The sequence below is a fragment of the Pseudomonas sp. N-1-13 genome (assembly GCF_057787095.1).
The window spans coordinates 1,077,832-1,101,834 of record NZ_JBYNRI010000001.1; the positions used below are offsets into that span (position 1 = coordinate 1,077,832).

Sequence of the window (24,003 nt, forward strand, 5' to 3'; positions counted from 1 at the left end):
CATGCACCCAAACCTGTGGGCGAGTCTGTGGGAGCAAAGCTTGCTCGCGATACAGGCGACACGGTTCAACTGCAAGACTGCGCCATCGTTCATCGCGAGCAAGCTTTGCTCCCACAGGCTCATTCCACAGGGCTGACTGCGACATAGGTGTAGCGGCCAAGTTAATGCTAGGCGGTTAATATGGCACTTCAACGGCAAGCTGTTGCCGGATGTGTGTCGCTGTAAATGGAAACTCGTTATGCAAAGCGCTTATACCGTGCTGATTCTGTTGACGCTGGTGGGTGTTTCACGGCTGATCGGACGGTTGATTCCGCTGCCGTTGCCCTTGGTGCAGATCGGCGCAGGGGCGTTGCTGGCCTGGCCATCCCTGGGTTTGCATGTAACGCTCAATCCGGAGTTGTTCCTGTTTTTATTCCTGCCACCGCTGCTGTTCTCCGACGGCTGGCGTATGCCCAAGCGCGAATTCTGGCGCCTGCGCGGGCCGATCCTGACACTGGCGGTGGGGCTGGTGCTGTTTACGGTGGTGGGCGCCGGTTATTTCATTCACTGGCTGCTGCCGAGCATCCCGCTACCGGTGGCGTTTGCCCTGGCGGCGGTCCTGTCGCCGACCGACGCGGTGGCGGTGTCGGCGATTGCTCGCGACCGCTTGCCCGCCCCCCTGATGCACATGCTCCAGGGCGAAGCGCTGATGAACGACGCCTCGGGTCTGGTCACCTTCAAGTTCGCCCTGGCGGCGGCCATCACCGGGGTGTTTTCCCTGGCCAACGCGAGCCTGGCCTTCGTGCTGGTGGCGATCGGTGGACTGCTGGTCGGCGTGGCCTTGAGTTGGCTGGTGGGCCGTATGCGGGCCTTGATGATCGGGCGCGGCTGGGACGACCCGGCCACCCACGTAGTGTTCATGTTGCTGTTGCCATTCGCGGCCTATGTGCTGGCTGAACGTTTGGGCGCTTCGGGGATTCTCTCGGCAGTGGCGGCCGGCATGATGCAGAGCTGGCTCGACCTGCTGCCGCGCCAGACCGGCACGCGGTTGCTCAACCGCAGCGTCTGGTCACTGCTGGAGTTCGCCTTCAACGGCTTGATCTTCCTGCTGCTGGGCCTGCAATTGCCGGACATCGCCAAGGCGGTGACCAGCCACGAAACCACATTGTGGCCGACGCTGTTCTACCGCTGCCTGGACGTGGTGGCGATTTTCCTGGTGTTGCTGGTGCTGCGGTTTGTCTGGGTGCAAAGCACCTGGCGCCTGTCCGGGCTATTGCGCCGCTGGCGTGGCAAGGGCGAGCTGACGCTCGTGCCGACTGCGCGCTCCTGCTGGTTGCTGACCTTCGGCGGGGTGCGCGGAGCGGTGACACTGGCGGGCGTGCTGTCGGTGCCGATGCTGTTGGCGGCGGGTGAGCCGTTTCCCGAGCGAGACTTGCTGATCTTCATTGCCGCCGGGGTGATTCTGCTGTCATTGATCGCCGCCTGCATCGCCCTGCCATTGCTGCTGCGAGGTATCGAGAAAAGCCCCGATGACAAGCGCCGCCACGAAGTGCGCGATGCCTGGCGCAAAACTGCTGAAGCGGCGATCCATGCATTGGAAGTGGACGAAACGAGCGAGGCTGCCAGCGCGCCCGACGCGACCCAAGCGGCGCTGGCGACCGAGGTCAAGGCGCGGTTGATGTCTGAATATCGCCATCAGTTGGAGGTGTTCAACGACTCCGCCGAAGCCCAGGCGCTGGCGTTTGAGATGGACCTGCTGGAACGCCGGCTGCGCTTGAAGGCCTATCGGGCGCAGCGGCTGGAGTTGTATCGCCTCAGCCGTCATCACCAGATTGGGGATGATGTGCTGCGAGAGGTGCTGGGGGAGTTGGATCTGGCGGAGGCGAATTTGGGGTTGGGTAAATAACGGTTGGGGTTAGAGCGGAAGGTAGGCCTTCACACCGGCGATCACGCCTTGCATGTCTTCAGAGCCCAGGCGAGGAACGAAGTACTCTCGGCCCTTGGATCGAGTCTTTTTATGCAGCTTGTCCAGACGTTCAAAACTCACGGTATAAATCATGTCGCACTTCACCCACAGCTCTTTGTAGCCATCGGACTGGAGGGGGTTGGTGCGGAGCAGGTGGTGCCAGTCCTGCTGAGTTTGTGGAGTTGTGGAGGAAATCGGCACCACAGTGCAGAGCTTGCGACTGTGTGTGGCAGTAGGAGAGATCACCACCACCTTGCGGATCTTCAGCATTTCAGGCGCAACAAAGCCCCGCGTGAAGTCGCAAAGAAGAACATCGCCTTGCTTGGGATGGTAATAAAGAGGCATTCCTTATCCTCATAAAAAAGCAAAGCCGCCCGAAGGCGGCTTCAATCGACACGCAGTTGAGCTTGCTTCGCCCTTTCTGCGCCGCTGGGTCAACCTCGAGAGGGACCCAGACTCCTGCCAGCTTTCGCTGGTGACGGGGAGGATTATGGCTACAGGGGATAGCGAATTCAAGCCAGCTTGAACCCTCGTAACAGGGTTGAATGAGATCTTTCGGTGTACAAAGTAAGCGAAATCAGTGGCTTGGCGTTCGCGGTACGTTTTATGTCTTTTCTTGTCTGAGCAGACAGACCGTGGTCTGTCAGACACGCCGAAGTTTCCGACAAGTTTTTAAGGTTGTCCGTCGGAAGCGAGGGCTCTAGCCTCTGGGTGTCGCTGCCAATTCAGCGACCGGACGTGAGAATCCGAACAAAACCTCTAGGAGCACGGGCTTCTGCGCTATCCAAGCGCGGGGCTTTACATACTTCAGCTCTAGGGAGCAATTTTGATGGACAACAAAGAGACTCAAAACGCACCAAAGCCCGCATCCACTTTCCCCTACGGCGATTACGCACCCGAAAAACTGCAAGAAGCCGCTGATCGTGTGCTGGATCACTATCTCAAACCTGACGACAGCGAGTCAGAACCCAAGCCCTCAGTACAGCTATTCACTGTGGCTGACGGTATCGACACCGAAGTGTTGCTGGCCAATCTCAGCGAAACCCTGGCTTCGGCCAATGCAATGCTCAATGACCTTGCCTTCGATCAGGACGGCTCGCGACGACATGTAGCATTGGGAGTGGCCCAGATGATTGAGTTGGGGATGTTGTTGGCGAACAAGTGCCTGGATCGGGTAGAGCTTCGGGCTTGATGTAATAGTGCCGTCCTCATCGCGAGCAAGCTTTGCTCCCACAGGATCCGGTATCGATATGGATCGTTCCCACGCTCTGCGTGGGAATGCCGCCAGGGACGCTCCGCGTTCCAATTCGGGGATGTGACGCAGAGCGTCACGGGATGCATTCCCACGCAGAGCGTGGGAACGATCAAACGGAATACATCAGGCAGATTGAGTTGACTGCTTGGGGCTGCTACGCAGCCCAGCGGGAGCAAGCTCCCTCGCCACAACAGCGCTTATGCGTGAGCCTCTTCCTGCTCAGGAACCAGCCGCACTTCCACTCTCTGACCCAACGCACGCGCTGCGCTGGCAAGCGTTGCCAGCGTCATTCCTGCATCGTTCTGATCCAACGCACGATCAACAGCAGTGCGACTGGTGTGCATCCGCTGTGCAAGGCCCTTTTTGGTCACTTTCTGAAGTTTCATTGCTTCGGCAATCTGCCAGGCAATAACGCGCTTGAGCGCAGCTGCGGAAACTTCTTCGGCGATACCTTGCTCGGCGAGGAAGTCGTCAAAATCAGATCCGATGTGCTTGTTCATTTGCTGTGCCTCATAGTCTTGCTTTGCGCTGCTTGGCGGTTGCCATGTCGGTGGTTGGCGTTTTTTGACTTTTCTTTATGAAAGCGTGGAGTAGAACCATGTCAAAGCCCACCACAGTGAAAAGAACGCGGGCGATGGTATCTCCAAGGTCAATCCTGACCTCCCATAGCCCAGTGTCCAGTTTGGGGGCGATATCAACCATGAATGGAGTGTACCGAAATAGGTGCATTGCGCAACCCGGGAGTCACCGAGAATTTGTACAGGGCCCCAAGACTGCGGTGTGTCAGAGCACTGCTTGGGGCTGCTGCGCAGCCCAGCGGGGATAAATCCCCTCGCCACAACAGCAGTTCGCTCAAGTCCTGGTGCAGCCATCAACCCCGACGCTGAATGAACGCGCGAATCCGCTCCGCCGCTTCCACACATTCAGCCAATGGCGCGACCAAGGCCATGCGCACGCGTCCGGCGCCTGGGTTGACGCCATCCACTTCGCGGGACAGGTACGAGCCCGGTACCACGGTCACGTGTTCCTGTTCGAACAGGTCACGGCAGAACGCCGCATCATCGCCCGCTACGTTCGGCCACAGGTAGAAGCTACCGTCGGGGCGTTGCACGTCCAGTACCGGGCTGAGGATTTCCAGTACCGCGTCGAACTTTTCCCGGTACAGCGCGCGGTTGGCCCGTACGTGCACTTCGTCGTTCCATGCGGCGATGCTCGCCAGTTGGGTCTGAACCGGCATCGCGCAGCCGTGGTAGGTGCGATACAGCAAGAAGCCCTTGAGGATGTCCGCATCGCCGGCCACGAAACCGGAGCGCAGGCCTGGCAGGTTGGAGCGTTTGGACAGGCTGTGGAACACCACGCAGCGCTTGAAATCCTGGCGGCCGAGCTCGACGCAGGCGCTGAGCAGCCCTGGTGGCGGGGTCTGTTCGTCGAAGTACAACTCGCTGTAGCACTCGTCCGCGGCAATCACGAAGTCGTGCTCGTCGGCCAGGGCAATGAGCCTCTTCAGCACATCCACCGGGATCAGCGCACCGGTCGGGTTGCCCGGTGAGCACAGGAACAGGATCTGGCAGCGTTTCCAGATGTCCGGCGAGACCGCATCGAAATCCGGATTGAAGCCGTTGTCGTCCAGGCACGGCAGGTAGTGTGGCTTGGCTCCGGCCAGGAACGCGGCGCCTTCATAGATCTGATAGAACGGATTCGGGCTGACCACCAGGGCGTCGTCGCCACGGTTGACCACGGTCTGGGTGAAGGCAAACAGCGCTTCACGGGTGCCATTGACCGGCAGCACGTGGCGCGCCGGGTCCAGCCAGCCGCTCGGCACGTTGAAGCGGCGTTCGCACCAGCCCGCGATAGCTTCACGCAATTCCGGGATGCCGAGGGTGGTCGGGTACACGGCCATTTTTTCCAGATTGCTGGCCAGGGCTTCAGCCACAAAGCTTGGCGAGCGGTGCTTGGGCTCGCCGATGGACAGCGCGATCGGGCGTTTGTCCGGGTTGGGCGTGACGCTGCCCAGCAGGGCGCGGAGCTTTTCGAACGGGTAGGGCTGCAACTGGTTCAGAGCGTTGTTCATCGGGGGCCTCTTTCAATGTGGGAGCGAGCCTGCTCGCGATAGCGGTATGTCAGGAAACATCTGTGCTGGATGTTCTGCCGTCATCGCGAGCAGGCTCGCTCCCACAGGGGGAAATTTGTTCGTTCAGATGCTGATCCGTGTCAGGTGAGCATCAGGTTCCTGGTTGACGCTCAACTGCCGGACAATCGCGTCCTGCAAGCGGCTGCACAGCTGCGGATCGGACAGCGGCTGGTTATGCGCGTCAGTGATGAAGAACACGTCTTCCACCCGTTCGCCCAAGGTGGCGATCTTGGCGTTCTGCAACGACAGGTCGAACTCCAGGAATATATGCCCGACCCGCGCCAGCAGGCCAGGGCGGTCCGGGGCGCTGAGCTCCAGCACCGTGACCTGACGCTGGGCGTCGTTGTGGATCGTTACCTGGGGAGCGAAGGCGAAGTGCTTGAGCTGGCGCGGGACCCGGCGCTGGATGATGGTCGGGTAATCCGCCGGGTTGCGCAGGGCCTCGGTGAGACCGTCGCGGATCTGTTTGACCCGCGTCGGGTTGTCGCCAATCGAATCGCCATCGGTGTCGAGCACAATGTAGGTGTCGAGGGTGAACTGGCTGCTGGAGGTAATGACCCGGGCGTCGTGAATGTTGAGGTTGAGCTGGTCCATCGCCGCCACAGTCACGGCGAAGAAGTCGTGCTGGTCTGGGGCGTAGATGAAAATCTGCGTGCCGCCCTCGAACTCGCGCTGGGTGGTTTCCTTGATCAGCACCAACGGCCCGCCATCGGCCGGTTGCTGCAAAATCGCGTCGCTGTGCCAGGCGACGTCGCCGGCAGTGTGGCGCAGGAAATAGTCATCGCCCAACTGCGACCAGAGCTGTTCGACGTCGTCCGGATCGGTGCCGCCGCGCACCAGGATGTCCAGGGCGGCAGTCTGGGTGCGACGGATCTGCTCTTCGCGGTCCACCGGGTTTTCCAGGCCGCGGCGCAGGGCACGCTTGGTCTCGGTGTAGAGCTGGCGCAACAGGCTGGCGCGCCAGGAGTTCCACAGGCTCGGGTTGGTGGCATTGATATCGGCCACGGTCAGCACGTAGAGGTAATCCAGACGTGTTTCATCACCGACGATCTGGGCGAAGTCGTGGATCACTTGCGGGTCGGACAGGTCCTTGCGCTGGGCGGTGGTCGACATCACCAGGTGATTCTGCACCAGCCAGACGATCAGCCGGCTGTCCCATACCGGCAGTTGATGGCGCTGGCAGAACGCCTCGGCATCCACCGCGCCGATCTCGGAGTGGTCGCCCTGGCGACCCTTGCCGATATCGTGGTAAAGCCCCGCCATGTAGATCAGTTCGGGCTTGGGCAGCTTGCCCATGAGCTTGCTGGCCAGCGGGAATTTTTCCGATACCTGGGTGTATTGCAACTTCCGCAGGTGCTTGATCAGGTTCAGCGTGTGGGCATCGACCGTATAGATGTGGAACAGGTCGTGCTGCATTTGACCGACGATGAAACCGAACTCCGGCAGGTAGCGCCCCAGAATGCCGTAGCGGTTCATCCGCCGCAGGTTGCGATGCACCCCGATCCTGCACTTGAACAGCTCGATGAACAGGCTGGTGTTGCGGATATCGTGGCGGAAGTCGTCATCGATCAGGTGACGGTTTTCCCGCAGCAGGCGAATGGTGTCGGCGCGCACCCCCTTGATTTCCGGCTGCTGGGCCATGAGCACGAAAATCTCCAGCATGGCGAACGGCGTACGGCGGAATACATTGGCGTTGCGCGCTTCGATGTAACCATCGTGGAGCTGGAAGCGTGAGTTGATCGGCTGCGGCGGTTCTTCGTCTTCGGGGGCGAGGATGACCTCTTCGAAGTGCTGGATGATCAGTTCGCTGAGCTGGGCGATGCTCATCACCACCCGGTAGTACTGCTGCATGAAGTTTTCGATGGACTGCTTGGCATCCTGGCCCTCGAAACCCAGCAAGCCCGCGATGGAGCGCTGGTGATCGAACAGCAAGCGGTCTTCGGAGCGCCCGGCAAGCATGTGCAAGGCGTATCGCACTTTCCACAGGAATTCCTGGGACGAGGCCAGCAGGGCATTTTCGCTTTCCACCAGGAAGCCTTCGCCAGCCAGGGCGCGCAGGTTCAGGGTGCCGTACTGGCGACGGGCAACCCACAGGATGGTCTGGATGTCCCGCAATCCGCCAGGGGAGCCTTTGACGTTGGGTTCCAGGTTGTATTCGGTGTCGTTGTACTTGTGGTGGCGGGCCTTTTGTTCGGCGTGCTTGGCCAGGAAAAAGTCCTTGCTGGGCCACATGTGCGCGGTGCTGGTGACTTCGAGCATACGCTGGCGAAGGCGCTCGGGACCGGCGATGGTGCGGCTTTCCATCAGGTTGGTGATCACCGTCAGGTCGGCGCGGGCCTCGTCGGCGCATTCCTGCACCGAGCGCACGCTCTGACCGACTTCCAGGCCGATGTCCCACAGCAGTGTCAGGAAACGCTCGATGGAGTCGCGGAAAACTTCATGGTCGGCGCTGTCCAGCAGGATCAGCAGATCGATGTCGGAGTAAGGGTGCAGCTCACCGCGCCCATAGCCGCCCACCGCCACCAGGGCAATGTCGGCATCTTCGCTCCAGTTGAACTGCTCCCAGGCCTTTTGCAGGATGTTATCGACGAACCAGGCACGGTCTTCGATCAGCCGGCGAATATCCCGGCCACTGCGAAAGCGCTGGTCGAGCACTTCATGAGCCTGGCGGATCGCCTTCTTGAAGGCCGATATGGGGCTTGCCTTCAGGGCCAGTTCAGCCTGGAACTGGCCGCGGTCGAAGAGTTCGGGATCCACCTGCGGCATCGAATGGCTTTCCTTTCTTTCTATCTATAGCTGGGTTGTGGATCAGGCGGAAACGCGAGCGATGGTGTCATCGCTGCGCAGGGTGAAGATCTCGTACCCAGTCTCGGTAACCAGCAAGGTATGTTCCCACTGGGCCGACAGCTTGCGGTCCTTGGTGATGGCGGTCCAGCCGTCGCCCAGTACCTTGGTGTCGGCGCGACCCTGGTTGATCATTGGCTCGATGGTGAAGGTCATGCCCGCTTGCAGCTCCATGCCGGTGCCGGCACGGCCGTAGTGCAGGATCTGCGGTTCTTCATGGAACACTTTGCCGATACCGTGGCCGCAGAATTCGCGCACCACCGAAAAGCCGTTCTTCTGCGCGTGTTTCTGGATCACTTCACCGATGTCTCCCAGGCGGCAGCCCGGTTTCACCAGTTCGATGGCCATGTACATGCATTCCTGGGTGACTTTCGACAGGCGCTGGGCCCATTCCGGCACGTTGCCGACATGGAACATGCGGCTGGTGTCACCGTGGTAACCATCCTTGATGACGGTAACGTCGATGTTCAGGGTGTCGCCATCCTTCAACGGCTTTTCGTTGGGGATGCCGTGGCAGACCACGTGGTTGATCGAGGTGCAGATCGACTTGGGGAAGCCTTTATAGTTGAGCGGGGCAGGAATGGCTTTCTGCTCGTTGACGATGTAGTCGTGGCAGATCCGGTCCAGTTCTTCGGTGGTAACGCCCGGCTTGACGTGTTCGGCAATCATTTCCAGCACGTCGGCGGCGAGTTTGCCGGCGACACGCATTTTTGCGATGTCCTCGGGGGTCTTGAGGGTGACGGTCATACAGGCTCTCTCTGCGCCCGGCGGCGCTGTTCAAAACGAAATAGGCGGCGGATGATGAGCAGCGCGGCCCTGAAAGAGGCGATTCTAACAGACGATCAGCGCAATGAACCCTATCGCCTGGATGGAACTCTGTGGCGAGGGGATAAAACCCCTTCCACAGGGGTTTTCAGAATCCGTGTTCCGTTTTCGCCCTTGCTGTGGTATAAAATGCGCCGCTTTCCGGGGATGACCCCGCAAGCTTAAATCCACACACGTGTCGACACGATGACCTGGGTGCCTTCGGCTTATATAGGCCGCTGGTTGGTCATTGGGATACGTGGAGGCCAAACCCGACTTATCAAGGAACTATCATGTCCCAAGTCAACATGCGCGATATGCTGAAGGCCGGTGTGCACTTCGGTCACCAGACCCGTTACTGGAACCCGAAAATGGGTAAGTACATTTTCGGCGCGCGTAACAAGATCCACATCATCAACCTTGAAAAAACCCTGCCGATGTTCAACGAAGCACTGACCTTCGTAGAGCGCCTGGCCCAGGGCAAAAACAAGATTCTGTTCGTCGGCACCAAGCGTTCCGCTGGCAAGATCGTTGCTGAAGAAGCAGCACGTTGCGGTTCGCCGTACGTCGATCACCGCTGGTTGGGCGGCATGCTGACCAACTTCAAGACCATTCGCGCTTCCATCAAGCGTCTGCGTGACCTTGAAGTGCAGTCCGAAGACGGTACTTTCGCCAAGCTGACCAAGAAAGAAGCGCTGATGCGCACTCGCGATCTTGAGAAGCTGGACCGCTCCCTGGGCGGTATCAAGGACATGGGCGGTCTGCCTGACGCACTGTTCGTGATCGACGTTGACCACGAGCGCATCGCGATCACCGAAGCCAACAAGCTGGGTATCCCGGTCATCGGCGTTGTCGATACCAACAGCAGCCCGGAAGGCGTTGACTACATCATCCCAGGCAACGATGACGCCATCCGCGCCATCCAGCTGTACATGGGTTCGATGGCTGACGCTGTTATCCGTGGTCGCAACAATGTTAATGGCGGCACCGAAGTCTTCGCTGAAGAAGCTCCGGCAGCAGCCGCTGAGTAATTGACGCCCTGGCGTTGACTCAGTAAGCAAAAAGGGGGCTTGGCCCCCTTTTTGCCACCTCGAAAACCATTTGTCAGCAGCGCAGCTACAGCATCTGTAACGTGCAGCGGCTAACAAGGGTGGCTCGGGAAGAATTGCACGCCCGTTCAATCGGGTGGAATGGTTGAAAACCTATCCAAGAGGATTTTGAAATGGCAGAGATTACTGCAGCGTTGGTCAAAGAACTGCGCGAGCGTACCGGCGAAGGCATGATGGACTGCAAGAAGGCCTTGACCAAGGCTGGCGGCGACATCGAGAAAGCCATTGATGACATGCGTGCTTCGGGCGCCATCAAGGCTGCCAAGAAAGCCGGCAACGTCGCCGCTGAAGGCGCCATCGCCATCAAGGACGACGGCAAGGTCGCCGTTCTGCTGGAAGTCAACTCCCAGACCGACTTCCTGGCTCTGCAGGATGACTTCAAGGCATTCGTCGCTGCCAGCGTCGAAAAAGCCTTTGCTGACAAACTGACTGATGTCGCTCCGCTGATCGAAGCTCGTGAAGCTGATCGTCTGGTTCTGGTCGGCAAGACCGGCGAGAACGTCAACATCCGTCGTCTGGCTCGCGTTGAAGGTGACGTGGTCGGTACTTACCTGCACGGTAACAAGATCGGTGTTGCAGTTGTCCTCAAGGGCGGTTCCGTTGAACTGGCCAAGGACATCGCCATGCACGTAGCGGCCAGCAACCCTGAGTTCCTGCTGCCATCGCAAGTTTCCGCTGAAGCCATCGAACGCGAAAAAGCCGTGTTCATGAGCCTCAACGAAGACAAGATGAAAGGCAAGCCAGCTGAAATCGTTGAAAAAATGATCGGCGGCCGCATCAGCAAGTTCCTGGCTGAAGCCAGCCTGGTTGAGCAAGCTTTCGTCAAGGACCCGGAAATCACCGTGGGTGCCCTGGCCAAGAAAGGCGGCGCTGAAATCGTTTCCTTCACTCGCTTTGCGGTAGGTGAAGGCATCGAGAAGCCAGTCGACAACTTCGCTGACGAAGTTGCTGCTCAGGTAGCGGCTGCTTCCAAGCAATAAGACGGTTTTTTTAACTGTCGCCCTGAAGAGGCTGCCCGCTTACGCGCGCAGCCTCTTTTTGGATGGGATGCCGATTTTTATTGGTTTCCTGTCGGAACTGGCTTACAAAGCCGTGTTTCGATGGCGCTGTGTCAGCGTCAAGCTAGAGTGAACGCAGGCTGCAAACAGCCTGAAAGAATTTTCGAAAATACGCCGCAGGAGAGATTCGCAATGGCTCAGCAGGGCAGTGGTTATCAGGCTCGCTATAAACGCATTCTACTCAAGCTTAGCGGCGAGGCCCTGATGGGCTCGGAAGAGTTCGGGATCGATCCGAAAGTGCTGGATCGCATGGCGCTGGAAGTCGGCCAGTTGGTCGGAATTGGCGTTCAGGTCGGCCTGGTCATCGGCGGCGGCAACCTGTTCCGCGGCGCAGCGCTGAGCGCGGCCGGCATGGATCGGGTTACGGGCGACCACATGGGCATGCTGGCCACTGTGATGAACGCCCTGGCTATGCGCGATGCGCTGGAGCGTGCCAATATCTCGGCCATCGTAATGTCGGCCATTTCCATGGTCGGCGTGACCGATCACTACGACCGCCGCAAAGCCATGCGCCACCTCAATGCCAAGGAAGTGGTGATTTTTGCCGCCGGCACCGGCAATCCGTTCTTCACCACGGATTCGGCCGCCTGCTTGCGAGCGATCGAGATCGATGCCGATGTCGTGCTCAAGGCAACCAAGGTCGATGGCGTCTATACCGCTGACCCGTTCAAAGATCCGCATGCCGAGAAGTTCGATCATCTGACCTACGATGAAGTACTGGATCGCAAGCTGGGTGTCATGGACCTGACGGCTATCTGTCTGTGCCGCGACCACAAGATGCCGCTGCGCGTCTTTAACATGAACAAGCCCGGCGCCCTGCTGAATATCGTGCATGGCGGCGCCGAAGGAACACTGATCGAGGAAGTACAACAATGATCAACGAAATCAAGAAAGACGCTCAAGAGCGCATGCAGAAATCCGTGGAATCGCTGGCACACAACTTCGGTCGCATTCGTACCGGCCAGGCGCACCCAAGCATTCTCGAAGGCGTGATGGTGCCGTACTACGGCGCTGATACGCCGATCAAGCAAGTGGCCAACATCACCGTCAAGGATGCCCGGACCCTGCAAGTCGTTGCCTTTGAGCGCAACATGCTGGGCGCGGTCGACAAGGCCATCGGCAGTGCCGGCCTGAACCTGAACCCGACCAACCTGGGTGAGTTGCTGCTGATTTCCATGCCTGCCCTGACCGAGGAAACCCGTAAGGGCTTCACCAAGCAGGCCCGTGATGTGGCTGAAGACGCTCGCGTTGCCGTGCGCAACATCCGTCGTGATGCCAACAGCCAGCTCAAGGATCTGGTCAAGGAAAAGGAAATCAGTGAAGACGAAGAGCGTCGCGCCGCTGGCGAGATTGATGATCTGACCAAGAAGTACGTGGCTAAGATCGATGCGGATTTGGCGCAGAAAGAAAAAGACCTGATGGCCGTATAAGGGTCTCGTTTTCATGGAAAAGACCAAACAGGCCGTGCCGTTTGCGATTCCGCGTCACGTGGCGATCATCATGGATGGCAATAATCGCTGGGCCAAGAAGCGCTTTATGCCTGGCGTGGCCGGGCACAAGGCGGGGGTCGATGCAGTTCGCGCGGTCATCGAGGTGTGTGCCGAGGCCGGGGTCGAGGTGCTGACCCTGTTCGCCTTCTCCAGCGAGAACTGGCAGCGTCCGGCCGATGAAGTCAGCGCCTTGATGGATCTGTTCCTCAAGGCTCTGCGGCGTGAGGCCAAGCGCCTCAACGACAACAGCATCAGCCTGCGCATCATTGGTGACCGCTCGCGCTTTCATCCCGAGTTGCAGGCTGCGATGCGCGAAGCCGAGGCCGCCACGGCGGGTGCCAATCGGTTCGTCCTGCAGATTGCCGCCAACTATGGCGGCCAATGGGACATCGCCCAGGCAGCCCAGCGGCTGGCGCGGGAGGTCCAGGCCGGGCATCTGCGGCCGGAAGACATCACGCCTGAGCTGCTGCAGACCTGTCTGGCCACTGGCGACTTGCCGTTGCCGGACCTGTGCATTCGTACCGGTGGCGAGCATCGCATCAGTAACTTCCTGCTCTGGCAGCTGGCTTACGCCGAGCTGTATTTCTCCGACCTGTTCTGGCCGGACTTCAAACACGAAGCCATGCGCACGGCGCTGGCCGATTTCGCTTCCCGTCAGCGTCGTTTCGGTAAAACGAGCGAGCAGATCGAAGCTGGAGCCCGGGTTTAATGCTTAAACAACGAATCATCACCGCTCTGATCCTGTTGCCCATCGCCCTGGGTGGATTTTTCCTGCTTGAAGGTGCCAGTTTTGCGCTGTTCATCGGATTGGTCGTGACCTTGGGGGCATGGGAGTGGGCGCGCTTGGCGGGCTTCCCGGCGCAGTCTGCGCGCGTGGCCTATGCCGTGGCCGTGGCGGCGATGCTGTTCGTCATGTACCTGGTGCCGGGTATCGCGCCCTGGGTTCTGGGGGCAGCGGTATTGTGGTGGGCCACGGCGACCTTCCTGGTGTTGACCTATCCGCGCACCACGCATCATTGGGCAGGTGCTGCCGCGAAGCTGGTGATTGGCCTGCTTATCCTGCTGCCGGCCTGGCAAGGGCTGATCTGGATCAAGCAAGGCCCGTTGGGCAACTGGCAGATCATGGCTGTGATGGTGTTGGTCTGGGGGGCGGATGTCGGTGCCTATTTCTCCGGACGGGCGTTTGGCAAGCGCAAGCTTGCTCCCAAGGTCAGTCCCGGCAAGAGCTGGGAAGGGGTCTATGGAGGCCTGGCCTTGAGCCTGGTGATCACAGCGGTGGTCGGCGTCGTGCGGGAGTGGAGTGCCGGGCAGTTGCTGATGGGCCTGTTTGGGGCTGCTCTCATCGTATTTGTATCGGTGGTCGGCGACCTGACCGAAAGCATGTTCAAGCGTCAGTCCGGCATCAAGGACAGCAGTAATCTGCTGCCCGGCCATGGTGGCGTGCTGGATCGCATCGACAGCCTGACCGCTGCGATTCCGATCTTTGCCGTGCTGCTATGGATGGCGGCATCGTGAGTCGCCCTCAACAAATTACCGTCCTGGGTGCTACCGGTTCGATCGGCCTGAGTACGCTTGATGTCATCGGCCGTCACCCGGAGCGCTATCAGGCATTTGCCCTCAGTGGTTTTACTCGCTTGAGTGAGCTGCTGGCGCTGTGCATACGCCATACCCCGCGTTTCGCCGTGGTGCCTGAGGCTGGCGTTGCCCGCGCCTTGCAGGACGACTTGCGCGCGGCGGGCTTGCCTACCCGTGTCCTGGTGGGGGAGGAAGGGTTGTGTCAGGTCGCCTCCGATCCTGAAGTCGACGCGGTGATGGCGGCGATTGTCGGCGCGGCGGGTTTGCGTCCAACGCTGGCGGCGGTAGAGGCAGGCAAAAAAATCCTGCTGGCCAATAAAGAAGCACTGGTCATGTCCGGCGCGCTGTTCATGCAGGCCGTGCGCAAAAGCGGTTCGGTGCTGCTGCCCATCGACAGCGAGCACAATGCGATTTTTCAATGCATGCCGCAGGACTTTTCCCGCGGCCTGGGCGCAGTGGGGGTCCGGCGGATTTTACTGACGGCTTCCGGCGGTCCGTTCCGGCAGACTCCGCTGGAAGAGTTGGTGCATGTTTCACCCGAGCAGGCTTGTGCTCACCCGAACTGGTCCATGGGGCGCAAGATTTCCGTGGATTCGGCCAGCATGATGAACAAGGGCCTGGAACTGATCGAGGCCTGCTGGTTGTTCGATGCCAAGCCGTCCCAGGTGGAAGTGGTGATTCACCCGCAGAGCGTGATTCACTCCCTGGTGGATTACATAGACGGTTCGGTGCTGGCTCAATTGGGCAACCCGGACATGCGTACTCCGATCGCCAATGCGCTGGCCTGGCCTGCGCGGATTGATTCGGGCGTGGCGCCGCTGGACCTGTTCGCCATTGCCCGCCTGGATTTCCAGGCGCCTGATGAGCAGCGCTTTCCATGCCTGCGTCTGGCGCGACAAGCGGCTGAGGCAGGCAACAGTGCTCCGGCCATGCTCAATGCTGCCAATGAAGTGGCGGTTGCAGCGTTTCTCGACGGACGTGTCCGTTACCTCGAGATCGCGAGTATCATCGAGGAGGTCTTGAACCTCGAGGCTGTGGTTTCGCTCGATGACCTCGATGCGGTATTCACGGCGGACGCCAGGGCTCGTGAGCTGGCGGGCCAATGGTTGAAGCGCCACGGGCGTTGAGGCTGCGGTACGTTAGCCAGGGTTGTCCTGGGCAGGATTGCGGAGAAAACAGATGAGCGCGCTCTATATGATTGTCGGCACCCTGGTTGCATTGGGGGTGTTGGTCACTTTTCACGAATTCGGTCATTTCTGGGTCGCGCGGCGCTGTGGCGTCAAGGTTCTGCGTTTTTCCGTCGGTTTCGGCATGCCGCTGCTGCGCTGGCATGACAAAAAGGGCACCGAATTCGTTGTGGCAGCCATTCCGCTGGGCGGCTACGTGAAGATGCTCGACGAGCGCGAAGGTGAAGTGCCGGCCGATCAGGTCGACCAATCCTTCAATCGCAAGACCGTCCGTCAGCGTATTGCCATCGTGGCGGCGGGGCCGATAGCCAACTTTTTGCTGGCCATGGTTTTTTTCTGGGCCCTGGCCATGCTGGGCAGCGAGCAGGTGCGTCCGGTCATCGGTGGGGTGGAGGCCGGCAGCGTCGCCGCCCGTGCCGGGCTGGGTGTCGGGCAGGAAATCGTTGCCATCGATGGGGAGCCGACATCGGGCTGGGCGGCGGTCAACCTGCAACTGGTGCGTCGCCTGGGTGAGAGCGGTTCGTTGCAATTGATGGTGCGCGAGCAGGGTTCCACGGTGGATTCGCCTCGCGAACTGATCCTGGACAACTGGCTCAAGGGCGCCGACGAGCCGGATCCGATCCGTTCCCTGGGGATCAAGCCATGGCGTCCGGCCTTGCCGCCGATACTCGCCGAACTCGACCCGAAAGGCCCGGCCCAGGCTGCAGGCCTGAAGACCGGTGATCGGCTGCTGGCGCTCGATGGCCTGCCGGTCAGTGACTGGCAGCAGGTGGTCGATTCGGTTCGTGTACGTCCGGATAGCAAGATAGTGCTGCGCGTCGAGCGCGATGGTGCGCCGATCGACGTCCCGGTAACCCTGGGCGCCCGTGGCGAGAGCAAGGCGCCGACCGGCTATCTGGGTGCCGGCGTCAAGGCTGTCGACTGGCCGCCGGAAATGATCCGCGAGGTCAGTTTCGGCCCTTTGGCGGCGATTGGCGAGGGCGCGCGTCGTACCTGGACCATGAGCATCCTGACCCTCGATTCGCTCAAGAAAATGTTGTTCGGCGAGCTCTCGGTAAAAAACTTGAGTGGACCGATAACCATTGCTAAAGTGGCGGGCGCTTCTGCCCAGTCGGGCGTCGCTGATTTCCTGAATTTCCTTGCTTATCTGAGTATTAGCCTGGGGGTTCTGAATTTGCTGCCCATTCCGGTACTGGATGGGGGGCATTTGTTGTTTTATCTGATCGAGTGGGCGCGTGGTCGTCCCTTGTCGGATAGGGTGCAAGGTTGGGGGATACAGATCGGTATCAGCTTGGTGGTCGGGGTAATGTTGCTTGCCTTGGTCAACGATCTGGGTCGTCTGTAACGCTTCGCTGAATTGCGAATCTGCCGCATTTTGCGGCAGTTTGTTTATTGCCAGTTGGAATAAGAAAGGACTTCATGAAACGTCTGCTGCTAACTGCGGTTCTCACCGTATTGATGATCGCCGAAGTTCACGCCGAGTCCTTCACTATCTCTGATATTCGCGTCAATGGCCTCCAGCGGGTCTCCGCGGGTAGTGTCTTTGGTGCCTTGCCGTTAAACGTCGGCGAGCAGGCGGATGATCGGCGTCTGGTGGAATCCACTCGCGCGCTGTTCAAAACCGGCTTCTTTCAGGATATCCAGCTGGGTCGTGATGGCAATGTACTGGTCATCACGGTAGTTGAGCGTCCATCGGTTGCCAGTATCGAGATCGAAGGCAACAAGGCGATCTCCACTGAAGACCTGATGAAGGGCCTCAAACAGTCCGGCCTGGCCGAAGGCGAGATCTTCCAGCGCGCCACCCTCGAAGGTGTTCGTAACGAGCTGCAACGCCAGTACGTTGCCCAGGGCCGTTACTCGGCCACCGTCGACACCGAAGTGGTGCCGCAGCCGCGCAACCGCGTAGGCCTGAAGGTCAACATCAATGAAGGCACCGTGGCGGCGATCCAGCACATCAACGTGGTGGGCAACACCGTTTTCCCTGATGAAGACCTGATCGACCTGTTCGAACTCAAGACCACCAACTGGCTGTCGTTCTTCAAGAACGACGACAAGTACGCCCGTGAAAAGCTCTCCGGTGACCTGGAACGTCTGCGTTCCTACTACCTGGACCGCGGCTACATCAACATGGACATCGCTTCGACCCAGGTGTCCATCACCCCGGACAAGAAGCACGTCTACATCACCGTGAACGTCAACGAAGGCGACAAGTACACCGTTCGTGACGTCAAGCTCAGCGGCGACCTGAAGGTGCCGGAAGACCAGGTCACCTCGTTGCTGCTGGTGCAGAAGGGGCAGGTGTTCTCGCGCAAGCTGATGACCACCACTTCCGAACTGATCACCCGTCGTCTGGGTAACGAGGGCTACACCTTCGCCAACGTCAACGGCGTGCCGCAACCGCACGATGAAGACCATACCGTCGACATCACCTTCGCCGTGGATCCGGGCAAGCGCGCCTACGTCAACCGCATCAACTTCCGTGGCAACACCAAGTCCGAAGACGAAGTGCTGCGCCGTGAAATGCGCCAGATGGAAGGTGGCTGGGCGTCGACCTACCTGATCGACCAGTCCAAGACCCGTCTGGAGCGCCTGGGCTTCTTCAAGGAAGTCAACGTCGAGACGCCGGCAGTACCGGGCGTCGATGACCAGGTCGATGTGAACTACAGCGTTGAAGAGCAGGCGTCCGGCTCGATCACCGCCAGCGTCGGTTTCGCCCAGAGCGCCGGCCTGATCCTCGGTGGTTCGATCACCCAGAACAACTTCCTGGGTACCGGTAACCGGGTCAGCGTTGGCTTGACCCGCAGCGAATACCAGACCCGCTACAACTTCGGTTTTGTCGACCCCTACTGGACTGCAGACGGTGTGAGCCTGGGCTACAACGCCTTCTATCGCACCACTGACTATGACGAGCTCGACTCCGACATCTCCAGCTATGCCGTGGACAGCCTGGGTGCAGGCGTCAACGTGGGTTATCCAATCAGCGAGACTTCGCGTCTGACGTTCGGTCTCACCGCCCAGCAGGACGAGATCAGCACCGGGCGTTATACCGTTGACGAGATTTTTGACTTCGTTGAAAAGGAAGGCGACAAGTACCTGAACTTCAAGGCGTCTGTCGGTTGGTCCGAATCGACCCTGAACAAAGGTGTGCTGGCGACCCGTGGTCGTTCCCAGAGCCTGGTATTGGAAACTACCACCCCTGGCAGCGACCTCTCGTTCTTCAAGCTCGACTATCGTGGCCAACTGTTCCAGCCGCTGTCTGATAATTACACCATGCGCCTGCACACTGAGCTGGGTTATGGCGACGGTTATGGTTCCACCGACGGCTTGCCGTTCTACGAGAACTACTATGCCGGCGGTTTCAACTCGGTCCGTGGCTTCAAGGACAGCACTCTTGGTCCGCGCAGTACGCCGAGCCGGGGCACCAACCCGGGAACCATACGTGATCCGGACCAGGATCCGCTGCCGTTCGGTGGTAATGTCCTGATCCAGGGCGGTGTCGAGCTGTTGTTCCCGATGCCGTTCGTCAAGGATCAGCGCTCCTTGCGTACCTCGGTATTCTGGGACGTGGGTAACGTATTCGACTCTTCGTGCGAGGACACCACCAACGCCGACGGCACCAGGTCCAATACCAAGTGCAACGACATCAGCCTGAGCAACATGGCAAGTTCCGTGGGCGTGGGTGTGACCTGGGTCACCGCGCTCGGTCCTTTGAGCTTCGCCCTGGCGATGCCGATCAAGAAACCGGATGACGCTGAAACCCAAGTGTTCCAATTCTCCCTCGGCCAGACGTTCTAAGCGTCTGACCCAAGATAACGACAATGGATTTTGTAGGAGTACATCGTGCGTAAGTTGACTCAATTGGTTCTCCTGGCGACCTTGATGGTCGCAGGTCCGGCTTTTGCCGACATGAAGATTGCCGTACTGAACTATCAGATGGCCCTGCTGGAATCCGACGCGGCGAAGAAATACGCCGTGGATGCCGAGAAGAAGTTCGGCCCGCAGCTGACCAAGCTCAAGAGCCTGGAGAGCAGCGCCAAGGGTATCCAGGATCGTCTGGTTTCCGGTGGCGACAAAATGGCCCAGGGCGAGCGTGAGCGTCTGGAGCTTGAGTTCAAGCAAAAGGCCCGTGACTTCCAGTTCCAGTCCAAGGAGCTGAACGAAGCGAAAGCCGTTGCCGACCGCGAGATGCTCAAGCAGCTCAAGCCAAAGCTCGATCGGGCGGTGGAAGAAGTCATCAAGAAAGGTGGTTTTGACCTGGTGTTCGAGCGTGGTGCAGTGATTGACGTCAAACCCCAGTACGACATCACGCGCCAGGTTATCGAGCGCATGAATCAGCTGAAGTAATCCATGACAGCGACTATCAAGCTCGGCCAACTGGCTGAGTTCCTCGGCGCCACCCTGCGTGGCGACCCGGAGAAGGTCATCACTGGGCTAGCCACTTTGCAAGAGGCTGGCCCAGCTCAGTTGAGCTTCCTGGCAAATCCTCAATATCGCAAATACCTGGCCGACAGCCGGGCCGCAGCGCTGTTGCTCAAGCCTGCCGATGCTGACGGGTTCGCGGGCGATGCGCTGATCGTACCGGATCCCTACCTGGCGTATGCGCGGATTTCCCACCTGTTCGACCCCAAACCCAAGTCGGCCCCCGGCATTCATCCCAGCGCGGTCATCGCGGCGGATGCGGTGGTTGATCCCACGGCCAGCATCGGTCCTTTTGTCGTCATTGAAAGCGCCGCCCGGGTAGGCCCGGGCGTCACGCTGGGCGCCCATTGCTTCATCGGTGCGCGCTGCGAGATCGGTGAGGGTGGCTGGCTTGCTCCCCGGGTCACGTTGTATCACGACGTGCGTATCGGAAAGCGGGTGGTGATCCAGTCGGGTGCGGTACTGGGCGGTGAAGGTTTCGGTTTTGCCAAGGAGAAGGGGATCTGGCAAAAGATCGCCCAGATCGGCGGCGTGACCATCGGTGATGACGTGGAAATCGGTGTCAACACCGCGATCGACCGGGGTGCCCTGTCTGATACGGTCATCGGCAATGGCGTCAAGCTCGACAACCAGATTCAGATCGCCCACAACGTCCAGGTCGGTGATCACACCGCCATGGCCGCCTGCGTAGGCATTTCCGGCAGCACCCGGATCGGCAAGCATTGCATGCTCGCCGGCGGTGTGGGGCTGGTGGGGCACATTGATATTTGTGACAACGTATTCCTCACCGGAATGACCATGGTGACCCATTCGATCACCGAGCCGGGTGCTTATTCTTCCGGCACGGCGATGCAACCGGCGGCCGAATGGCGCAAGAGCGCGGCCCGAATCCGCCAGCTCGATGACATCGCGCGGCGTTTGCGTCAGTTGGAAAAGCGTGTAGGGGACGTGACCCCTGACGGTAATGCTTCATCAGATGGCTGATACCATTTCCATATCAAGTGTGCACAGCCGCTAGACTGCCTCCTTGATTTGCTAGAGGGGCGCGCGTCGATCGTGCGCTTCCAATCTTTACATAGGCTTCCCCCCGAAATGATGGACATCAACGAGATTCGCGAATACCTGCCTCACCGTTACCCGTTCCTGCTGGTGGACCGGGTGGTGGAACTTGACGTTGAAGGCAAGCGGATTCGCGCCTACAAGAATGTCAGCATCAACGAACCGTTCTTCAATGGTCACTTTCCCGCGCATCCAATCATGCCCGGCGTGCTGATCATCGAGGCAATGGCTCAGGCTGCCGGGATCCTTGGTTTCAAAATGCTCGACGTGAAGCCTGCCGACGGCACGCTTTACTACTTCGTGGGCTCCGACAAGCTGCGTTTTCGCCAGCCGGTCACCCCGGGCGATCAGTTGATCCTCGAAGCCACATTCATCAGTTGCAAGCGCCAGATCTGGAAGTTCGAATGCCAGGCTTCGGTCGACGGCAAGCCAGTCTGCTCCGCTGAAATCATCTGTGCGGAACGCAAACTATGAGTTTGATTGACCCTCGCGCAATCATCGATCCGGCGGCAGTCCTGGCCGCCGATGTCGAGGTCGGCCCATGGTCGATCATCGGCCCAGGTGTGGAAATCGGCGAGGGTACGGTGATCGGGCCCCATGTAATTCTCAAGGGTCCGACCCGGATCGGTCGGCACAACCGCATCTACCAGTTTTCTTCGGTAGGCGAGGACACGCCCGATCTCAAGTACAAAGGTGAAGAAACCCGGCTGGTCATTGGCGATCACAACGTGATCCGCGAAGGCGTGACGATTCACCGTGGCACCGTTCAGGATCGTTCCGAAACGACTCTGGGCAACCATAACCTGATCATGGCCTACGCCCATATCGGTCATGACAGCGTCATTGGCAACCATTGCATCCTGGTCAACAACACCGCGTTGGCTGGCCACGTGCATGTGGACGACTGGGCGATCCTGTCCGGTTTCACCTTGGTCCATCAATATTGTCATATCGGCGCCCACAGCTTCTCGGGCATGGGCACCGCCATCGGCAAGGACGTACCGGCCTATGTCACTGTGTTCGGTAACCCGGCCGAAGCCCGCAGTATGAATTTCGAAGGCATGCGCCGTCGTGGTTTCAGCGAAGAGGCGATCACGGCATTGCGGCGCGCCTACAAGGTTGTGTACCGCCAGGGGTTGACCGTCGAACAGGCCCTTGTCGAGCTGGCCGAGGCTTCGGCGCAGTTCCCGGAAGTTGCGATATTCCGTGACTCCATCCAGTCCTCGACTCGCGGCATCACTCGCTAACCATGGCTAACTTGCGTATAGCACTGGTGGCGGGAGAGGCTTCCGGTGACATTCTGGGTGCCGGTCTGATGCGCGCGCTCAAGGCGCAGCACCCAGCAGTGGAGTTCATCGGTGTCGGTGGCCCCTTGATGCAGGCCGAAGGGCTGGCGTCATATTTCCCCATGGAACGCCTGTCGGTGATGGGGCTGGTTGAGGTGCTCGGACGTCTGCGCGAACTGCTGGCTCGCCGCAAGAAGCTGATCGCGACCCTGATCGACGAAAGACCGGATGTGTTCATCGGCATCGATGCGCCGGATTTCACTCTCAATATCGAACTCAAGTTGCGTCAGGCCGGTATCAAGACGGTGCACTACGTCAGCCCCTCGGTCTGGGCCTGGCGGCAGAAGCGCGTGTTGAAAATCCGCGAAGGCTGCGACCTGATGCTCACGCTGCTGCCGTTCGAAGCCCGATTCTACGAAGAGAAGGGCGTGCCGGTACGGTTTGTCGGCCATACCCTGGCCGATACCATTCCCCTGCAAGCGGATCGTGACGCGGCGCGTCAGACGTTGGGCCTGCCCGACGGCCCGCTGGTGGCCTTGATGCCCGGTAGCCGTGGCGGCGAGGTCAGTCGCCTGGGAGGCTTGTTCTTCGACGCCGCCGAGCGTCTGCGAGCGATGCGTCCCGGCGTGCGTTTTGTTCTGCCCTGTGCCAGCCCGCAGCGACGGGCTCAGCTTGAAGCGCTGCTGGCCGGGCGCGATCTGCCTGTCACATTGCTCGATGGCCGCTCTCATCTCGCACTGGCTGCGTGTGACGCCGTGTTGATTGCGTCTGGCACTGCTACCCTTGAGGCGTTGCTGTACAAACGCCCGATGGTGGTCGCCTATCGTCTGGCGCCGTTGACGTTCTGGATCCTCAAACGCATGGTCAAGAGCCCCTACATCTCCTTGCCCAATCTGTTGGCCCAGCGCTTGCTGGTGCCTGAATTGCTGCAGGACGAGGCAACCGCCGATGCGCTGGCCCGTAAGCTGTCGCCCTTGATCGACGGTGGCCAGGAGCAGACCCGGGGCTTTGATGACATTCACCGTACCTTGCGCCGCGATGCCTCCAACCAGGCCGCCGACGCAGTATTGACCCTGATCGGCGCCAAACCATGAGTAACGTGAAATTGCAGATGGGCCTGGACTTCAATCTGGTGGCTGAAGTTGAAGAACTGGTGGCCGGTGTTGATGAGGTCGGTCGTGGTCCGTTGTGCGGCGCAGTGGTGACGGCAGCGGTGATTCTCGATCCAAACCGGCCCATTCTGGGCCTCAACGACTCCAAGAAGCTCACCGAAGCCCGTCGCGAAAAGCTCTACGACGAAATCTGTGAGAAAGCCCTGAGCTGGTGCATTGCCCGGGCTGAAGTGGAAGAGATCGACGAGCTGAATATCCTGCACGCCACCATGCTTGCGATGCAGCGTGCCGTGGAAGGCCTGCACATCACCCCGAAACTGGCGATGATCGATGGCAATCGGTGCCCGAAGCTGTCTATGCGCGCCGAAGCAGTCGTTCAGGGGGACGGCAAGGTGCCGGCCATTGCGGCGGCATCGATTCTGGCCAAGGTTAGCCGTGATCGGGAAATGAGCGCCTTTGAATTGATTTACCCGGGCTACGGCATCGGCGGCCACAAGGGCTACCCGACACCCGTTCATCTGGAAGCGCTGGCGCGCCTTGGGCCAACGCCGATCCATCGGCGCTCGTTCGCGCCGGTGCGACTGGCTTATGAAGCCCGTGAGGGTTTGATCGTAAGTCATCAGACTGCGGTCTCTTGATGCAGGCTTTTGTGGCAAGGCAATCATGCTGATGTTTTACCCAAGGCTCGGTACAATCCGGGCCTTGTTGTTTTCATGACTTAACGCAGGA

Annotated in this window: 22 protein-coding genes and 1 pseudogene; 17 read left to right on the forward strand and 6 right to left on the reverse strand. The window is 59.6% G+C overall.

All coding sequences use genetic code 11. The annotated features are described in order from the left end of the window. The first annotated feature begins 238 nt into the window (after window positions 1-238). Window positions 239-1,885, forward strand: a complete 1,647-nt coding sequence (locus AC3I65_RS04915; RefSeq protein WP_488523508.1) for a Na+/H+ antiporter — start codon at window positions 239-241, stop codon at window positions 1,883-1,885. 9 nt (window positions 1,886-1,894) lie between these two features. Here the strand turns inward: AC3I65_RS04915 and AC3I65_RS04920 are convergent, their stop codons facing one another. Beyond that, a complete protein-coding gene (locus tag AC3I65_RS04920) occupies window positions 1,895-2,290 on the reverse strand; it encodes a type II toxin-antitoxin system PemK/MazF family toxin (RefSeq protein ID WP_210643046.1) in 396 nt (131 codons plus the stop codon). A gap of 484 nt (window positions 2,291-2,774) precedes the next feature. Here AC3I65_RS04920 and AC3I65_RS04925 point away from each other — a divergent pair, with 484 nt between their 5' ends. After that, window positions 2,775-3,137 carry a DUF6124 family protein gene (locus AC3I65_RS04925; protein WP_047227557.1) on the forward strand — a complete coding sequence of 121 codons (363 nt, stop codon included), beginning with the start codon at window positions 2,775-2,777 and terminating at the stop codon, window positions 3,135-3,137. Between the two features lie 260 nt (window positions 3,138-3,397). On the opposite strand, the gene AC3I65_RS04930 is transcribed toward AC3I65_RS04925, so the two are convergent. The 5 genes and pseudogenes from AC3I65_RS04930 to map all read right to left on the reverse strand — a co-directional run bounded on the left by AC3I65_RS04930 (window position 3,398) and on the right by map (window position 8,922). Further along, window positions 3,398-3,700 (reverse strand): Fis family transcriptional regulator, encoded by a 303-nt coding sequence (locus AC3I65_RS04930; protein WP_419417670.1) that lies wholly within the window; start codon window positions 3,698-3,700, stop codon window positions 3,398-3,400. Window positions 3,701-3,710: 10 nt separating this feature from the next. Next, window positions 3,711-3,884: pseudogene (locus AC3I65_RS04935) on the reverse strand (type II toxin-antitoxin system RelE/ParE family toxin); the annotation flags it as partial. 187 nt (window positions 3,885-4,071) lie between these two features. Continuing rightward, window positions 4,072-5,271, reverse strand: a complete 1,200-nt coding sequence (gene dapC, locus AC3I65_RS04940; protein ID WP_488523509.1) for a succinyldiaminopimelate transaminase — start codon at window positions 5,269-5,271, stop codon at window positions 4,072-4,074. A 123-nt stretch (window positions 5,272-5,394) separates the two neighbouring features. Further along, window positions 5,395-8,097 (reverse strand): [protein-PII] uridylyltransferase, encoded by a 2,703-nt coding sequence (locus tag AC3I65_RS04945; protein WP_047227559.1) that lies wholly within the window; start codon window positions 8,095-8,097, stop codon window positions 5,395-5,397. A gap of 42 nt (window positions 8,098-8,139) precedes the next feature. Next, window positions 8,140-8,922 (reverse strand): type I methionyl aminopeptidase, encoded by a 783-nt coding sequence (gene map / locus AC3I65_RS04950; RefSeq protein WP_047227560.1) that lies wholly within the window; start codon window positions 8,920-8,922, stop codon window positions 8,140-8,142. A gap of 350 nt (window positions 8,923-9,272) precedes the next feature. On the opposite strand from map, the gene rpsB reads away from it, so the two are divergent. From rpsB to rnhB, 15 genes are all read left to right on the forward strand, one after another. Continuing rightward, window positions 9,273-10,010, forward strand: a complete 738-nt coding sequence (rpsB, locus tag AC3I65_RS04955) for a 30S ribosomal protein S2 (protein WP_003198231.1) — start codon at window positions 9,273-9,275, stop codon at window positions 10,008-10,010. Between the two features lie 191 nt (window positions 10,011-10,201). Beyond that, entirely contained in the window at window positions 10,202-11,068 is an 867-nt protein-coding gene (tsf, locus tag AC3I65_RS04960) for a translation elongation factor Ts (protein ID WP_047227561.1), read from the forward strand. A 210-nt stretch (window positions 11,069-11,278) separates the two neighbouring features. Further along, window positions 11,279-12,022, forward strand: a complete 744-nt coding sequence (pyrH, locus tag AC3I65_RS04965) for a UMP kinase (RefSeq protein WP_024779012.1) — start codon at window positions 11,279-11,281, stop codon at window positions 12,020-12,022. Next, window positions 12,019-12,576 carry a ribosome recycling factor gene (gene frr / locus AC3I65_RS04970; RefSeq protein WP_047227562.1) on the forward strand — a complete coding sequence of 186 codons (558 nt, stop codon included), beginning with the start codon at window positions 12,019-12,021 and terminating at the stop codon, window positions 12,574-12,576. The genes pyrH and frr overlap by 4 nt, the downstream gene beginning before the upstream one ends. A gap of 13 nt (window positions 12,577-12,589) precedes the next feature. Next, window positions 12,590-13,345, forward strand: coding sequence for a polyprenyl diphosphate synthase (uppS, locus tag AC3I65_RS04975; RefSeq protein ID WP_047227563.1), 756 nt, complete (start codon window positions 12,590-12,592; stop codon window positions 13,343-13,345). Then, window positions 13,345-14,151 carry a phosphatidate cytidylyltransferase gene (locus AC3I65_RS04980; protein ID WP_047227564.1) on the forward strand — a complete coding sequence of 269 codons (807 nt, stop codon included), beginning with the start codon at window positions 13,345-13,347 and terminating at the stop codon, window positions 14,149-14,151. The genes uppS and AC3I65_RS04980 overlap by 1 nt, the downstream gene beginning before the upstream one ends. Further along, on the forward strand, window positions 14,148-15,338 hold the full coding sequence (ispC, locus tag AC3I65_RS04985; protein WP_488523510.1) for a 1-deoxy-D-xylulose-5-phosphate reductoisomerase: 1,191 nt from the start codon (window positions 14,148-14,150) through the stop codon (window positions 15,336-15,338). Before AC3I65_RS04980 ends, ispC begins: the two co-directional genes overlap by 4 nt. A 52-nt stretch (window positions 15,339-15,390) precedes the next feature. Beyond that, on the forward strand, window positions 15,391-16,743 hold the full coding sequence (rseP, locus tag AC3I65_RS04990) for an RIP metalloprotease RseP (RefSeq protein WP_076386185.1): 1,353 nt from the start codon (window positions 15,391-15,393) through the stop codon (window positions 16,741-16,743). Between the two features lie 74 nt (window positions 16,744-16,817). Further along, window positions 16,818-19,193, forward strand: a complete 2,376-nt coding sequence (gene bamA, locus AC3I65_RS04995) for an outer membrane protein assembly factor BamA (protein WP_047227566.1) — start codon at window positions 16,818-16,820, stop codon at window positions 19,191-19,193. A gap of 45 nt (window positions 19,194-19,238) precedes the next feature. Then, window positions 19,239-19,742 carry an OmpH/Skp family outer membrane protein gene (locus tag AC3I65_RS05000; RefSeq protein WP_047227567.1) on the forward strand — a complete coding sequence of 168 codons (504 nt, stop codon included), beginning with the start codon at window positions 19,239-19,241 and terminating at the stop codon, window positions 19,740-19,742. A 3-nt stretch (window positions 19,743-19,745) separates the two neighbouring features. Then, on the forward strand, window positions 19,746-20,801 hold the full coding sequence (gene lpxD / locus AC3I65_RS05005; RefSeq protein WP_047227568.1) for a UDP-3-O-(3-hydroxymyristoyl)glucosamine N-acyltransferase: 1,056 nt from the start codon (window positions 19,746-19,748) through the stop codon (window positions 20,799-20,801). Between the two features lie 108 nt (window positions 20,802-20,909). After that, window positions 20,910-21,350 (forward strand): 3-hydroxyacyl-ACP dehydratase FabZ, encoded by a 441-nt coding sequence (gene fabZ / locus AC3I65_RS05010; protein ID WP_047227569.1) that lies wholly within the window; start codon window positions 20,910-20,912, stop codon window positions 21,348-21,350. Then, window positions 21,347-22,123, forward strand: a complete 777-nt coding sequence (gene lpxA, locus AC3I65_RS05015) for an acyl-ACP--UDP-N-acetylglucosamine O-acyltransferase (protein ID WP_107321575.1) — start codon at window positions 21,347-21,349, stop codon at window positions 22,121-22,123. The genes fabZ and lpxA overlap by 4 nt, the downstream gene beginning before the upstream one ends. Window positions 22,124-22,125: 2 nt before the next feature. After that, complete coding sequence (gene lpxB / locus AC3I65_RS05020; RefSeq protein ID WP_488523511.1) at window positions 22,126-23,256, forward strand: lipid-A-disaccharide synthase; 1,131 nt, start codon at window positions 22,126-22,128, stop codon at window positions 23,254-23,256. An 11-nt stretch (window positions 23,257-23,267) separates the two neighbouring features. After that, window positions 23,268-23,912 carry a ribonuclease HII gene (gene rnhB, locus AC3I65_RS05025; RefSeq protein ID WP_160891751.1) on the forward strand — a complete coding sequence of 215 codons (645 nt, stop codon included), beginning with the start codon at window positions 23,268-23,270 and terminating at the stop codon, window positions 23,910-23,912. Window positions 23,913-24,003 lie beyond the last annotated feature (91 nt).

Coding starts and splice junctions, on each gene's coding strand:
- uppS (WP_047227563.1), top strand. CDS start 12,590: ATGGAAAAGACCAAACAGGCCGTGCCGTTTGCGATTCCGCGTCACGTG.
- AC3I65_RS04915 (WP_488523508.1), top strand. CDS start 239: ATGCAAAGCGCTTATACCGTGCTGATTCTGTTGACGCTGGTGGGTGTT.
- frr (WP_047227562.1), top strand. CDS start 12,019: ATGATCAACGAAATCAAGAAAGACGCTCAAGAGCGCATGCAGAAATCC.
- lpxD (WP_047227568.1), top strand. CDS start 19,746: ATGACAGCGACTATCAAGCTCGGCCAACTGGCTGAGTTCCTCGGCGCC.
- fabZ (WP_047227569.1), top strand. CDS start 20,910: ATGATGGACATCAACGAGATTCGCGAATACCTGCCTCACCGTTACCCG.
- bamA (WP_047227566.1), top strand. CDS start 16,818: ATGAAACGTCTGCTGCTAACTGCGGTTCTCACCGTATTGATGATCGCC.
- rpsB (WP_003198231.1), top strand. CDS start 9,273: ATGTCCCAAGTCAACATGCGCGATATGCTGAAGGCCGGTGTGCACTTC.
- dapC (WP_488523509.1), bottom strand. CDS start 5,271: ATGAACAACGCTCTGAACCAGTTGCAGCCCTACCCGTTCGAAAAGCTC.
- lpxB (WP_488523511.1), top strand. CDS start 22,126: ATGGCTAACTTGCGTATAGCACTGGTGGCGGGAGAGGCTTCCGGTGAC.
- AC3I65_RS04925 (WP_047227557.1), top strand. CDS start 2,775: ATGGACAACAAAGAGACTCAAAACGCACCAAAGCCCGCATCCACTTTC.
- lpxA (WP_107321575.1), top strand. CDS start 21,347: ATGAGTTTGATTGACCCTCGCGCAATCATCGATCCGGCGGCAGTCCTG.
- map (WP_047227560.1), bottom strand. CDS start 8,922: ATGACCGTCACCCTCAAGACCCCCGAGGACATCGCAAAAATGCGTGTC.
- AC3I65_RS04945 (WP_047227559.1), bottom strand. CDS start 8,097: ATGCCGCAGGTGGATCCCGAACTCTTCGACCGCGGCCAGTTCCAGGCT.
- tsf (WP_047227561.1), top strand. CDS start 10,202: ATGGCAGAGATTACTGCAGCGTTGGTCAAAGAACTGCGCGAGCGTACC.
- AC3I65_RS04930 (WP_419417670.1), bottom strand. CDS start 3,700: ATGAACAAGCACATCGGATCTGATTTTGACGACTTCCTCGCCGAGCAA.
- rseP (WP_076386185.1), top strand. CDS start 15,391: ATGAGCGCGCTCTATATGATTGTCGGCACCCTGGTTGCATTGGGGGTG.
- AC3I65_RS04920 (WP_210643046.1), bottom strand. CDS start 2,290: ATGCCTCTTTATTACCATCCCAAGCAAGGCGATGTTCTTCTTTGCGAC.
- AC3I65_RS04980 (WP_047227564.1), top strand. CDS start 13,345: ATGCTTAAACAACGAATCATCACCGCTCTGATCCTGTTGCCCATCGCC.
- pyrH (WP_024779012.1), top strand. CDS start 11,279: ATGGCTCAGCAGGGCAGTGGTTATCAGGCTCGCTATAAACGCATTCTA.